At 67.1% G+C, this 12,831-nt stretch carries 11 protein-coding genes and 1 pseudogene; 2 read left to right on the forward strand and 10 right to left on the reverse strand.

Annotated features, from left to right (window positions below):
* Nucleotides 1–522: 522 nt before the first annotated feature.
* The 10 genes and pseudogenes from SF06_RS09235 to SF06_RS09280 form a co-directional block, all read right to left on the reverse strand.
* Nucleotides 523–1,086: a dihydrofolate reductase family protein gene (locus tag SF06_RS09235; protein ID WP_039561012.1), complete on the reverse strand. Its 564-nt coding sequence runs from the start codon at nt 1,084–1,086 to the stop codon at nt 523–525.
* Between the two features lie 24 nt (nt 1,087–1,110).
* Nucleotides 1,111–1,878, reverse strand: coding sequence for a 7-alpha-hydroxysteroid dehydrogenase (gene hdhA, locus SF06_RS09240; protein ID WP_027591615.1), 768 nt, complete (start codon nt 1,876–1,878; stop codon nt 1,111–1,113).
* Between the two features lie 147 nt (nt 1,879–2,025).
* Entirely contained in the window at nt 2,026–2,775 is a 750-nt protein-coding gene (locus SF06_RS09245; protein WP_039560952.1) for a CHAD domain-containing protein, read from the reverse strand.
* A 184-nt stretch (nt 2,776–2,959) separates the two neighbouring features.
* The gene (locus SF06_RS09250; protein ID WP_039560955.1) at nt 2,960–3,391 is read right to left on the reverse strand and encodes an OsmC family protein; all 432 of its coding nucleotides are present in this window, start codon (nt 3,389–3,391) and stop codon (nt 2,960–2,962) included.
* 89 nt (nt 3,392–3,480) lie between these two features.
* Nucleotides 3,481–3,975, reverse strand: a pseudogene (locus SF06_RS18725) (hypothetical protein); the annotation flags it as partial.
* 9 nt (nt 3,976–3,984) lie between these two features.
* Nucleotides 3,985–4,482, reverse strand: coding sequence for a cyclin-dependent kinase inhibitor 3 family protein (locus tag SF06_RS09260; RefSeq protein ID WP_039560959.1), 498 nt, complete (start codon nt 4,480–4,482; stop codon nt 3,985–3,987).
* Nucleotides 4,483–4,501: 19 nt separating this feature from the next.
* The gene (gene arsH, locus SF06_RS09265) at nt 4,502–5,215 is read right to left on the reverse strand and encodes an arsenical resistance protein ArsH (protein WP_027591542.1); all 714 of its coding nucleotides are present in this window, start codon (nt 5,213–5,215) and stop codon (nt 4,502–4,504) included.
* Nucleotides 5,216–5,236: 21 nt separating this feature from the next.
* Nucleotides 5,237–5,707: an arsenate reductase ArsC gene (locus SF06_RS09270; protein ID WP_039560962.1), complete on the reverse strand. Its 471-nt coding sequence runs from the start codon at nt 5,705–5,707 to the stop codon at nt 5,237–5,239.
* Nucleotides 5,708–5,722: 15 nt separating this feature from the next.
* Nucleotides 5,723–6,079, reverse strand: coding sequence for a metalloregulator ArsR/SmtB family transcription factor (locus tag SF06_RS09275; protein ID WP_027591544.1), 357 nt, complete (start codon nt 6,077–6,079; stop codon nt 5,723–5,725).
* Nucleotides 6,080–6,247: 168 nt separating this feature from the next.
* On the reverse strand, nt 6,248–7,867 hold the full coding sequence (locus SF06_RS09280) for an FMN-binding glutamate synthase family protein (protein WP_039560964.1): 1,620 nt from the start codon (nt 7,865–7,867) through the stop codon (nt 6,248–6,250).
* Nucleotides 7,868–8,079: 212 nt separating this feature from the next.
* On the opposite strand from SF06_RS09280, the gene SF06_RS09285 reads away from it, so the two are divergent.
* Together SF06_RS09285 and SF06_RS09290 are read left to right on the forward strand one after the other, a co-directional pair.
* Nucleotides 8,080–10,194, forward strand: coding sequence for a TonB-dependent receptor (locus SF06_RS09285; RefSeq protein WP_039560967.1), 2,115 nt, complete (start codon nt 8,080–8,082; stop codon nt 10,192–10,194).
* 82 nt (nt 10,195–10,276) lie between these two features.
* Nucleotides 10,277–12,781 (forward strand): PepSY domain-containing protein, encoded by a 2,505-nt coding sequence (locus tag SF06_RS09290; protein WP_039560969.1) that lies wholly within the window; start codon nt 10,277–10,279, stop codon nt 12,779–12,781.
* Nucleotides 12,782–12,831 lie beyond the last annotated feature (50 nt).

Consider the following 12,831-nt stretch of genomic DNA (forward strand, 5'->3'; position numbering starts at 1 on the left):
TCGGAGTGTTGTAGTCCGTATCTTTTCATTTTGTAGAATGATACACGACCCAACGATATCTACACGTATGGAGTCGTCGGCAGCGTCAGATGTTTATAAGCGACAGTCCTTGCCATTTACAGTTCTACTACTACATTGCGTCATATTGTCTGGGCAACAGTGATTAGATGGAATCCACACCAACGAATAACAGTGGATTCGGTATAACTCCACTCGCTCACCAACGACCCCCGAGCGAAATCCCTTTAAAACCAATCGCCTACCCCAATCCCACAGACCTACTCCGTATTCGCGTGCATTCGATATAACCCGCGCCATTCGCCAGACACACGCGCAGGCAATCGCCAGCCCCGTCGAAGAACGGTTCCGGGAAAGACGCAAAGCAGGGGGATGACGAAAGCAGCGCAGCAAGACAGCAATCCTTTGCCAGCGGAGGGGATGGGCCGGAGGTTAGCGCGAGCGGTGCGGGCGAAACAATCCTTGCAAGGCTGCGGGCCCGGATCGGGAGTCCGGGCCCGTCCCTTACGCAGCGCCGCCCTTTTCCACTGCGTAACGCAGTTCGGCCATGCCGGCGCCGATCTGGCGAACGGAAAGCAGGCGCAGGACCGGGCTCAGTACGCGACGCGGAAACAGCGGTTTGCCGTGGCCCAGGGTGACGGAGCCGATCTGGATGATCAGTTCGTCCAGCAGGCCGGCGTCGTAGAACTGGCCGGCGAGTTCGCCGCCGCCGACGATCCAGAGGTTGCGGGTGCCGGCGGCGGCGCGCATCTGGGCGTGCACCGGACGCACGTCGCCGTGCACGAAGCGGATGTCCGCGCCTTCGAGGGTCGGCAGCGTGCGGTGGGTGAAGACCCAGGCCGGTTGCGTGTAGGGCCAGGGCGAGCCGGTTTCAGCGGTGACCGCGTCGGCATTGCGCAGCAGCCACTCATAGGTGGCCGCGCCCATGGCCAGCGCGCCGACCTCGGCAATGAACGCCGGGTAGCTGGAGTCGTCGAGATCGCCCAGGGGGAACAGCCAGTCCAGGGAGTCGTCCTCGGTGGCGATGAAGCCATCCAGGCTGGCGGCGGCGAAGTATTGGGTCTTCATGATCAGCACGTCTCGCTGGGTGGGTCAGTCCAGCTCCTGCACCCCGCCGCCGGAGACGGTGAGGATCTGGCCGCTGATCCAGGCCGCCGCCGGCGAGCAGAGGAACAGCGCGGCGTTGGCCATGTCCTGCGGTTCGCCGAGCCGCTGGATCGGTGTGTGCGCCAGCATGCGGCGCTGGATGTCTTCGGTGAGCACGCTTTTCAGCGCATCGGTAAGGGTCGCGCCGGGGGCGATGCCGTTGACGCGGATACCGCGCGGCCCCAGGTCGAAGGCGATGTTGCGGACCAGGTGGTTGGCCGCCGCCTTGGAAGAGCCGTAGGAGGCCATGCGCTGGTTGCGGTTGTCGCCGGCCATCGACGAGATCGCCAGCATCGCCCCGCCGCCGGCGCGCTCCATGTGCGGCGCCGCCAGCTGGGCCAGGCGGAACAGCGAGAACACGTTCAGTTCGTAGGCGCGGCGGAAATCGGCCATCGGCATGTCGAAGGGCTTCGGACCGCCGCCACCGGCATTGCTGACCAGCAGCGTGAGCGAGCCGAAGGTGGCCACGCAGCGCTCGACCAGTTGTTCGAGCTGGGCCTCGTCAGTGATATCGCACCCGTGGGCGGCAGCCTGACCGCCGGCGGCGATGATCTCGTCACGCACCGCCTCGGCGGCCGCCACCGAAAGGTCGCTGACCAGCACCGCCGCGCCAGCGGCGGCGAACGTTTGCGCGATGGCCCGGCCGATGCCCGCGCCGGCGCCTGTGACGACCGCAACCTGACCATCAAGACGAAAATCTTCGGGGCGATACATGGTGCTCTCCTGGGATGAGGTGTGCCGGGAGTATACGGGAGACGGGCTGCGGCTCATCGCAGCAATTGCGAGGGCATTGCGAGGGCGTTGTTGATGGCTGCTTCGCGCGCCGCCCCAGCGCGGGCTCACCGCCGGCCCGTTCCGCTCTTATGTGAACACGTCCAGCAACGGTTGCAGCGCACGATCCGCACGGCGTTCGGCCGCGATCTGGGCTCGGCGCCAGGTTTCGCAATACGGCTGCAGGTCGCGCTCGGTTTCGGCGCGGTGCAGCCATTGCAGGTGGTCGTGCCAGTCGCCGAGGGCGGCCTGGGCGGCTTTCAACTGGCGGGCGGCGGGTTTCGGCAGTGCGGCGAGGGCCGGGTAGGCTTCGGCGGCGTAGCGCACGCGCTTGATCAGCACGCGCAGGCGGTGGCGGTCGTGCTCGGGGTCGCGCAGGGCCAGGCCGAGGCGCCGTTGCTGGCGGGCCAGGCGCTTGCGGATGTACGGCGCCAGGTCGCCCAGTTCGTCGTGCCATACCGCCAGGCGCAGGGTGGCGGGCCAGGCATCCAGGGTTTGCAGCAGCAGGGCCAGTTCCGGACCGGCCAGAAGGCTGTCGTAGCCACGTTCCAGGGCCTTGCGGCGGCTGGAAAGACGGGTATTGCCGCGCCGGCGCAGTTCTTCCAGCAGGACTTCGCTGTCGCGCAGCGGGGTGCTCTTCTGGCCGAAGGCGGCTGCGGCGGCTTCCAGGGCGGCGAACGGCGTCAGGCTGCGCAGCGGTCGTAACAGGCTGCGCAGGCGACGCACGGCGACACGCATGTCGTGCAGCGCCTCGCTATCGGTGCGGGCCCGCAGGCGGGCGGCGCCCGACTGCAGGGCGATGTGCTGGCGGGTCACGTGCTCGATCAGGGTGGTGATCATGCGGGCTCTCCTGAGCGTCGGCGGCATCCGCAGGGTAGCCCGCCCGGCGCCGGGCGGGAACGACGGGGTTGGCGTTTTGCCCGCCGGGGCCAACGCGGCCTCTTCTACAGCCTTCATCGTTCAGAGACCTGTCGCGTTGAGTCGCGCCCCAACATACCCTCAGAGGGTATATCAGGTGCCGCCCCTACTCCTGGACCGAGCCGCGCCGCAGGACACCACTCAGTTCGGTACCGGGGGCGACGGTGTTGAAAACCGTGCCGTACTTCCGGACGTTTTCGTGCAACAGGTCGAGGCGCCGGTCCGGCTCGTCGGTGTCGACGATGATCTCGTAGTGGATCGACTCCATCCTCGGCGGCACATCCTGGCGCACCCCGTCGATGCGCACTTCCACGCCGCGCAAGGAAAACTTCAGGATCGGCACGACCCGCTCGATGCCCTTGATCATGCAGGCCGACAACGCGGCGAGCAGCAGCTCGGCCGGGTTGAAGGCGTCACGCCGCCCGGCCAGGTCAGTGTCCAACTGAATGCAGGCGTCCTTGCACTGCGCTTCGCTGCCGTGGGCATCCTGGCGAATGGAGCGCACCTGGAAGGTCATCTTGGTCTTGGTCTCAGTCATCACGGTCTCCCTGCATCGTCAGGTTCTGGCCGCCGCGCCATGGCGCGGCAAGCCGATGGAAATCAGCGCCGCCAGCAGCAGGCCGCCGATCAGCACCGCCTGCGCCAGCAGCGCGCTGTGCAGGCCCAGGCGATGGCGGCGCGGCCGTCGGGAACCCGGCCGCTGCGCTTGCCGGTGAAATACGGGGCAACGGATTGCACCATGCCGTAGCCGATCACCCAGCTGGCCAGGAAACCGCCGACCTGCCAGAAGTCCCAGCCGAAGCGGCTGGCCAGGAACACCGGCAGGGCCACCACGAACCACACATCGCGGGCGCCGAACAGGAACAACCGTGCGGCGGAAAGAATGTTGATCGCCCGGCTCTTGGACAGCAGGTCGCGGAACTTGGGTTTGTTCTTCGCCTTGCCGAGGTCCTTCTTCAGCAGCACCAGGCTGACCAGCGCCAGCACCGCGTGGCCGTTCAGCTTGCCGCGCAGTTCCGGGAAGGTCTGGCGGTGGCCGAGCCGGTGGTGGTCGGGATCAGGCTCATCAGCGCGGCGCAGGTCCTTGTGGGGCTGGCCGAGCAGGCTCTGGGTGTTGGTCACGGGGGGGAATTATTTGCAGTCGTACTGCGCGAGCCAGGCGACATGCGCCGGATGCTGAATAGCCTTGGGCCGCAAGGTCTGGATCATCGCCACCGCCTGGTCACGCGGCAGGCCGCGATCCACCAGCAAGCGCGCCGCGATCAAACCGGTGCGCCCAGAGCCACCCTTGCAATGGATCGCGAGGGTGCCGCCTTGGCCAAGCAAGGCCTGCATGCGCTCGCGCGTCTGCTCCCAGGCGGCATCGAAGTCGGCCCGTGGTACCTGCTCGTCTGCCACCGGCAGGTGAAACCACTGCAGGTTGCGCTCGGCGCACAGCGCTGGCAGGCCGGCGGCCTGGTGCTGCCCCAGCTCGCCACTCGGCATCAGGGTGATCAGCGCCTCGGCGCCGGCGGCCCGCAGGGTATCCAGGGCCTCAGCCACGCTGGTGTCCTTGCTACCCGGGCAGGGGGTGAAGATCAATCGGCCGGAGCAGCCAGGAACGTTGAGAATGTCGTAGGGATGGGACACAGTGAGTTTCCTTTGGGATTCAGATGCTGCGCAGATTGACGCGCCGGGACAACTCTTCTGCCGACTCCTTGCGTTCGGAATAGCGATCCACCAGATAGTCGGCGCGATCACGCACCAGCAGAGTGAACTTGAACAGTTCCTCCATCACATCGACCACTCGGTCGTAATAGGGCGACGGCTTCATGCGCCCGGCCTCGTCGAACTCCAGAAACGCCTTGGGCACGGAGGACTGGTTGGGGATGGTCACCATGCGCATCCAACGACCGAGCACGCGCATCTGATTGACCGCATTGAACGACTGCGACCCGCCACAGACCTGCATCAGCGCCAGGGTCTTGCCCTGGGTCGGGCGGACTGCGCCCATGCTCAGCGGGATCCAATCGATCTGCGCCTTGAACACTGCGCTCATGGCGCCGTGGCGCTCTGGCGAGCACCAGACCATGCCTTCGGACCAAAGCACTCGCTCACGCAGCTCACGCACCTTGGGATGATCTTCCGGGGCATCATCGGGCAGCGGCAGGCCGGACGGGTCAAAAATGCAGGTCTCGGCACCTAAGCGTCGCAACAGTCGAGCCGCCTCCTCAGCCAATAGGCGGCTGTAGGAACGCTCGCGGCAGGAGCCGTAGAGCAGCAGGATACGTGGCTTATGGCCTGCGGCATCCGGCAGGCCGAGCCGCTCGTGGCTGGGCAGGTCCAGGAGCGTGGGGTCGATGTTGGGCAGATCGTCGTGCATGGTGTCTATCCGGGCAAAGGGTTACAGGCTGCCGATACGGGTCAGTTCGGTCTTCAGGGTATCGGCGTTCAACTGGTCGAACGGCAAGGCGAGAAAGGCCTGGATACGGCTCTTGATCCGGCCGACCGTGGCGTCGAACGCCGCTGCGCTCTCGGCGTCCGAACCGCTGACCTCGGACGGGTCCTCCAGCCCCCAGTGAGCACGCAGCGCCGGGCCGAAAAACACCGGACAGGCCTCGCCGGCCGCCTTGTCGCAGACGGTGATGACGACGTCGGGTTGCAGCTCGGCGTGCGCCTCGATGGGCTTGCTGAACAGGCCGTCGCAGGCCACGCCCGCTCGCTCCAGAGCCTCAAGGGTGAGTGGATGGACGAATCCCTTCGGCTCACTGCCGGCGCTGTACGCACGCACGCTAGCCGGGGCCAGGTGGTTGAACAGGGCTTCGGAGAGAATGCTGCGGCAACTGTTGGCCGTGCACAGGAACAGAATTTTCATGGGACTACTCATGCGTCAGGCGCAGGCGCTGCTGCGCTCGGGGCGGTTGCGCATGCCCTCCAGGCGCTCGGCATTCGGCCGCAGCCAGTGTTTGTTGGCCGCCAGGATGGTGCTGAGCATCTCATGCACCCAGTCCGGCAGATCGGGGTGCAGGCGGTAATACACCCACTGGCCCTGACGGCGATCCTCCAGCACACCGCTGCTGCGCAGCAGCGCGAGATGACGGGAGATCTTCGGCTGGCTTTCTTCCAGTGCCGTGGTCAGTTCGCAGACGCACAGCTCACCCTCGCGGGCGATCAGCAGGGTCATGCGCGCGCGGGTTTCGTCGGCCAGGGATTTGAAAACCGTGGCGGGGGTCAGGTGCTCGACCATGGCAATCCTCAGCGTTTGTTCTTCACCAGCACGAACATCCTGATGCGCTCGTGCCTCTGGTCTTACTGCTCATCGTGAGGCTCGGCTGTTAATTCGTTTTGGCGAATATATTATCCGCCATATATGAAGTAAAGCCTTCGAGCGCCGGCACCTAGGGCGCCCCTACCTTCAGGCCTCCACGGTCGCCGGGACGAAGCTGTCGGCCTGGGCCATTGCCCACATGCGCCGGTAGAACTCGCCCTGCACCGTGCCGTCCAGCAGCTCGCCGGGCTTGAGGTAGACGTGCATCTGCGAGTAGAGCTGGATCTCGGTGGCCGACAGCCGGCGCACCAGGAAGCGCGGCTCCAACTCGGACGGGTGGCTGAGGCCGGCGGCGGCGAGCATCTCCGCCAGCGCCTTGAGGGTGTTGCGGTGGTAGTTGAACACCCGCTGGGCCTTGTCCGGCACCACCAGGGCGCGCTGGCGCAGCGGGTCCTGGGTGGCGACGCCGGTCGGGCACTTGTTGGTGTGGCAGCTCTGCGACTGGATGCAGCCGATGGCGAACATGAAGCCACGCGCGGAGTTCGCCCAGTCGGCGCCGATGGCCAGTACGGAGGCGATGTCGAAGGCGCTGATGATCTTGCCGCTGGCGCCGATGCGGATCTTGTCACGCAGGTTCAGGCCGACCAGGGTGTTGTGCACGAACAGCAGTCCCTCGCGCAGCGGCACGCCGATGTGGTTGCTGAACTCCAGCGGCGCCGCGCCAGTGCCGCCTTCCTTGCCGTCCACGACGATGAAGTCGGGGAGGATGCCGGTCACCACCATGGCCTTGGCGATGGCCATGAATTCCCAGGGGTGCCCCAGGCAGAACTTGAAGCCGACCGGCTTGCCGCCGGACAGCTCGCGCAGCCGGGCGATGAACTGCAGCAGTTCGATGGGTGTGCCGAAGGCGCTGTGACGGGCCGGCGAGACACAGTCGCGGTCGCGCGGAATGCCGCGCACGGCGGCGATCTCCGCAGTGATCTTGTGCTGCGGCAGGATGCCGCCGTGGCCGGGCTTGGCGCCCTGGCTGAGCTTGATCTCGATCATCCGCACCTGCGGTTGCTGCGCCTGGGCGGCGAAGCGCTGCGGATCGAATGCGCCGTCCTCGGTGCGGCAGCCGAAGTAGCCGCTGCCCAGCTCCCAGATCAGGTCGCCGCCATGCTCGCGGTGGTACGGGCTGATGCTGCCTTCGCCGGTGTCGTGGGCGAAGTTGCCCAGCCGTGCGCCCTTGTTCAGCGCGCGGATGGCGTTGGCGCTGAGCGAGCCGAAGCTCATCGCCGAGATGTTGAACACCGAGGCCGAGTACGGCTGCCGGCACTGCGGGCCACCGATGGTGACGCGGAAATCGTCGGGGTTGCCGTGCGCTGCCGGCAACATGGAATGGCTGATGAACTCGAAGCCGGTCTGGTAAACGTCGCTCTGGGTGCCGAACGGTCGGTCAGCGGGCTCGTTCTTGGCCCGCGCGTACACCAGCGAGCGCTGCGAGCGGGAGAACGGCAGTTGCTCGGCGTCCCCTTCCAGCAGGTACTGGCGGATCTCCGGACGAATACTTTCCACCAGGTAGCGGATGTAGCCCAGCACCGGGTAGTTGCGCAGCACCGCGTGGCGGGTCTGCAGCAGATCGTGCAGGCCCAGCAGGCTCAGCGCCCCCGCCAGCAGTGCCAGCGGCCATAGCCAGGCCTGGCCGGGCAGCAGCGGCAGGCACACCAGGGTGACCAGCACACAACCAGCGAAGAAGGCGTAGCGGCTGAGCAACGACAGGTTCATCTCCCCTCCCGGGACTGCGGACGAATCGCGGGAGTCTACCAGCGGGGCGCACGGATGGCTTGCCGGCAACAGGCAAACTTAATCTAAATGATAATGCTTACTATTGATTGCCTTGCGACAGCCCTTTAGCATTCTCTCCGCCTCTTGCCGGTGCTCGGCCGGCCCCCTCGGTTCCCGCTGTGCCTCAATAAAAAACCACCTGGAGCTTTCACGTGTTCCGCAAAACCCGCCTCTGCGTCTGCATTTCCCTGGCGTTCATGACCGTGCCCTGCGCAACGGTCATCGCCGCGGAAACGCTCGAACTCGACACCCTCACCATCAACGCCACTCGCGGCAAGAGCGCCGTCGGCAAGACACCCCAGAAGATTACCGTCATCACCCGGGCACAGATCGAGGAACAGCTGGCGATCACCTCGGACCATGGCCAGGTGCTGAGCAATCTGATCCCCTCCTATTCGCCCAGCCGGCAGAAGCTGAGCAACGCGGGCGAAACCTTCCGGGGCCGGGCAGCGCTGATCATGATCGACGGCGTACCGCAATCCACGCCCCTGCGTGCCGGTGGGCGCGACGGCTACACCCTGGACCTGTCGATGGTCGAGCGCATCGAGGTGATCCACGGCGCCAGCGCCGAGCACGGCCTGGGCGCTACCGGCGGGATCATCAACTACGTCACCCGCCGGCCGCAGGGCGGCACCCTCAAGCAGCATGCCGGCGTGAGCCTGGAAGCCGCCGACGACTTCGCCGGCGCGGGCATGGGTTACAAGCTCGACTACCGCATCGAAGGCAACCAGGGCGACTGGGACTATTTGGCCGCCATCAGCGGCCAGAGCCGCGGCATGCACTACGACGCCAACGACCGGCTGATCGGCGTCGACGACACCCAGGGCGACATCATGGATTCCACCAGCACCGATCTGCTGGCGAAGCTCGGCTACTGGTTCGACTCCGACCGCAACCTGGAGCTGATGGTCAACCGCTTCCAGCTCGAAGGCGAGCACGACTACGTCAACGTGCCAGGCGACCGCGCCGCCGATATCCCGGCCACCTCGCGCAAGGGCCAACCACTGGGCAAGGCGCCGCAGAACGATGTGCTGGCCGGCGCGCTGACCTACACCGATGCCGACCTGGCCGGCAATCTGCTTACCGCCCAGTTGTTCGGCCAGCGCTTTCGCGCTCGCTACGGCGGCGGGGTCCTGGGCAGCTTCCAGGATGCCGCCATCGCCCCGGTCGGAACGCTGTTCGATCAGTCACAGAACGAGTCGGACAAGTTCGGCGGCAAGCTCAGCCTCAGTCGCGACGGCCTGTTCCACGGGCACCTCAAGCTCACCGGCGGCATCGACGTCCTGCAGGACACCACGCGCCAGATGCTGATCGCCACCGACCGCGAATGGGTACCGGAAACCGTGTTCCGCAATGTGGCCCCGTTCGCCCAGGCCGAACTGCGCGCCACCGACCGCCTGACCCTGCACGGTGGCGTGCGCCACGAATTCGCCGAACTGAAGGTCGACAGCTTCCGCACCCTCGCCTCCAACAACCCGCCCGCCGGCGTGAGCGTCGAAGGCGGCAAGCCCGACTTCGAGGAAACCCTCTACAACGCCGGGGTGGTATTCCAGGTCAACGAGTGGGCGCAACTGTTCGCCAACTACTCGGAAGGTTTCGGCATGCCCGATGTCGGTCGCGTGCTGCGCGGCATCAGCCAGCCCGGTCAGCGGGTCGACAGCTTCCTCGACCTGCAGCCGGTGGTCACCGACAACCGCGAGGTCGGCCTGCGCCTGAGCGGCCAGGCGGTCGACTTCGAGATCAGCTATTTCGAGTCCGACTCGGACCTGGGTTCGCGGCTCGAGCGGGTCGGCGGGGTATTCCAGGTGCGCCGCGAGCGCACCGAGATCGCCGGCGTCGAGGCCACCGCTGGCTGGCAGGTCAGCGACGCGCACCGCCTGCAGGCCAGCTATGCCCGGCTTACCGGTGAATCCGACACCGACGGCGACGGCAAGGTCGACACCGACCTGGACGGCGCCAACATCGCGCCGGACCGCCTCGGGCTGAGCTGGCAGGCCCGCTGGACCGACCGGCTGAACAGCCGCCTGCAGGCCAACCACTACGCCAGCCGCAGCTTCGACACCCCCGGCCTGCACTTCGACGGCTACAGCCTGGTGGATGCCTCGCTCGGCTACCGTCTGCCGGTCGGCGAGGTCAGCCTGGGGGTCGAGAACCTGCTCGACCGCGATTACATGACCTACTACGCCCAGGCTGCCAGCACCCGGGACGATCAGTACTTCGCCGGGCGCGGGCGCACCTTCACCCTGGGCTACCAGCTCGACTTCTAAGGCGCCCCCGGGATCGGATGCTGCCAGCTCAAGCCAGCGCATCCGATCCGCAAGAATTCCGATACCCCATGGATGTACCCTCGTGCTCAAGAAAATCCTCTTCCAGCTGCACTGGCTGTTCGGCATCAGCGCCGGCCTGGTGCTGGCCGTTATGGGCGTGACCGGCGCCCTGTACAGCTTCGAGGGCGAAATCCTCCGCCTGCTCAACGGCGGGCACGGACAGCTCGCAACGGCCGGAGCGCCGCGGCTCGAGCTCGGCGAACTGATTGCCCGGCTCGAATCGAGCAGTAGCGAACGGATCGTGGATCTGCGCATCGACGACCGCCACGCAGGCCCCGCCACCGCCTACCTGGCGCCGCCTCCCGGCGAGCGGCGCGGCGCGCGCATCCTGTTCGACCCCGCCACCGGGCACGTGCTGGGTGCCCCGCGCGGCCAGGAATTCTTCCAGGTGGTGTTGCTGCTGCACCGCTGGCTGGCCATGGGCGAGACCGGCAAGCAGATCACCGCGGCCAGCACCCTGATGCTGGTCTTCCTGTGCCTGTCCGGGCTGTATCTGCGCTGGCCGCGCCGGGCCGGCCACTGGCAGACCTGGCTGAGCCTCGACTGGCGCAAGACCGGACGCGGCTTCCACTGGGACCTGCACTCGGTCGCCGGGACCTGGGTCCTGCCGTTCTATCTGTGCGCCAGCCTGACGGGGTTGTACTGGTCATACGACTGGTATCGCGCGGGGCTTACCGCGCTGCTCGCCGACCCGCCGTCGGCCGCGCAAGCCCGCCAGCCAGCGGCCGATGCACCGGCAACCCCGGACTATGCCGCCCTCTGGCAGGGCATACGGCAGGCGACGGGCCCGCAGCTGATCGCCTGGAACCTGCGCCTCCCGGCCGCGGCAGGCCAGCCGGCAACAGTCTTCTACATCCTGCGCGACGCCGAGCACGTCCGTGCCTTCAACCTGCTGCAGCTCGATCCGCGCAGCGGCGAGATCGTCCGCCACGAACGCTATGCCGACAAGACGCTCAAGGCCCGCCTGCTCACCAGCGTCTACGCGCTGCACTCGGGCGAGTATTTCGGCCTGCCGGGCAAAGTTCTCATGCTGCTGGCCAGCGCGCTCATGCCGCTGTTCCTGGTCACTGGCTGGCTGCTCTACCTGGATCGCCGTCGCAAGCGCCGCGCCGCGCGGGCGGCCCGCAGCACGCCAACTGCTGCGCCTGGAGATGGCTGGCTGATCGGCTACGCCAGCCAGAGCGGCTTCGCCGAGCAGCTTGCCTGGCAGAGTGCCTGCCAGTTGCAGGCCGCCGGCCTGGCGGTGCGCGTCGAACCCCTGGCGCGCCTCGACGCGGCAAGTCTGCTCCGGCACCCTCGCGCCCTGTTCGTGCTCAGCACCTTCGGCGACGGCGAAGCGCCGGATAACGCCCGAGGCTTCGAGCGCCGATTGTTGGGAGCCACCCTGCCGCTGGATCGGCTCGCTTATGCGGTGCTGGCCCTGGGCGACCGGCATTACGCGCAGTTCTGCGCCTTCGCCCGCCGCGTCGACGCCTGGTTGGAGCGCCAGGGCGGAAAGCGCCTGTTCGAGTCCGTGGAGGTCGACGACCAGGACTCGAGCGCCCTGCGGCACTGGCAACACCAGTTGAGCGAGCTGACCGGCACGCCAGTTCCCGCCTGGCATGACCACCGCTGGACCGGCTGGACCCTCCAGCGGCGCCAGCTTCTGAATCCTGGCAGCCAGGGCGGTCCGGTCTTCCGGCTTACCCTGACGTCGAATGGCCCGAGCGATTGGCGAGCCGGGGACATCCTCGAGATCCGTCCACGTCATGCGCAGGCCAGGGTCGTGGCCTGGTTGCAGCGCCACGGAGGCGACGCCGACGAGCCCGTCGAGCTCGACGGGCAGCCGGTCCGCCTGGCCGAGGCACTGAGCACCCGGCAACTGCCGGAAACGTTCGCCCACCGGGTCGGCCTGCACGGACAGGCACTGGTCGACAGCCTGTTGCCGCTCGCCAGCCGCGAGTACTCCATCGCCTCCATCCCGGCCGATGGGGTGCTGGAGCTGTTCGTCCGCCAGGTGCGGCACGCCGGCGACCTGGGCCTCTGCTCCGGCTGGCTGACCGCTCACTTGGCCGAGGGTGAGCAACTGCTGGGTCGGATACGCCGCAACAGCGCGTTCCACCTTCCGGCGGATGACCGCCCACTGATCCTGATCGGCAACGGTACCGGCCTGTCCGGCCTGCGCGCCCTGCTGCGCGCACGCATCCTGGCCGGGCAGCGGCGCAACTGGTTGCTGTTCGGCGAGCGCCAGCGCACCCACGACTTCCACTGCGCATCGGAACTGCAGGCGGCGCTGGAATGCGGCGATCTGCAGTGCCTGGACCTGGCCTTCTCCCGCGATCAGCCGGACAAGTTCTACGTCCAGGATCTGCTGCGCCGACGGCAGGATCGCCTGCGCGACTGGCTGGCCGAAGGTGCGGCGCTGTATGTCTGCGGCAGCCTGGACGGCATGGCTGCGGGGGTCGACGCCACGCTGCACGAGCTGCTGGGCGCCGAAGCCGTGCGGGCGCTGGTCGAGGCCGGGCGCTACCGGCGCGATGTGTATTGAAGGCCGGGCGGCCTTCCGCGCCGGCGCAGCATGGGCTGGCTCGGATATAC

Source organism: Pseudomonas flexibilis (assembly GCF_000802425.1).
GTDB classification, from domain to species: domain Bacteria; phylum Pseudomonadota; class Gammaproteobacteria; order Pseudomonadales; family Pseudomonadaceae; genus Serpens; species Serpens flexibilis.

Excerpts from the sequence above, each read along its gene's own strand:
- SF06_RS09235 (WP_039561012.1), bottom strand. The coding sequence starts at position 1,086 with ATGAAGACCCAATACTTCGCCGCCGCCAGCCTGGATGGCTTCATCGCC.
- hdhA (WP_027591615.1), bottom strand. The coding sequence starts at position 1,878 with ATGTATCGCCCCGAAGATTTTCGTCTTGATGGTCAGGTTGCGGTCGTC.
- SF06_RS09245 (WP_039560952.1), bottom strand. The coding sequence starts at position 2,775 with ATGATCACCACCCTGATCGAGCACGTGACCCGCCAGCACATCGCCCTG.
- SF06_RS09250 (WP_039560955.1), bottom strand. The coding sequence starts at position 3,391 with ATGACTGAGACCAAGACCAAGATGACCTTCCAGGTGCGCTCCATTCGC.
- arsH (WP_027591542.1), bottom strand. The coding sequence starts at position 5,215 with ATGCACGACGATCTGCCCAACATCGACCCCACGCTCCTGGACCTGCCC.
- SF06_RS09270 (WP_039560962.1), bottom strand. The coding sequence starts at position 5,707 with ATGAAAATTCTGTTCCTGTGCACGGCCAACAGTTGCCGCAGCATTCTC.
- SF06_RS09275 (WP_027591544.1), bottom strand. The coding sequence starts at position 6,079 with ATGGTCGAGCACCTGACCCCCGCCACGGTTTTCAAATCCCTGGCCGAC.
- SF06_RS09280 (WP_039560964.1), bottom strand. The coding sequence starts at position 7,867 with ATGAACCTGTCGTTGCTCAGCCGCTACGCCTTCTTCGCTGGTTGTGTG.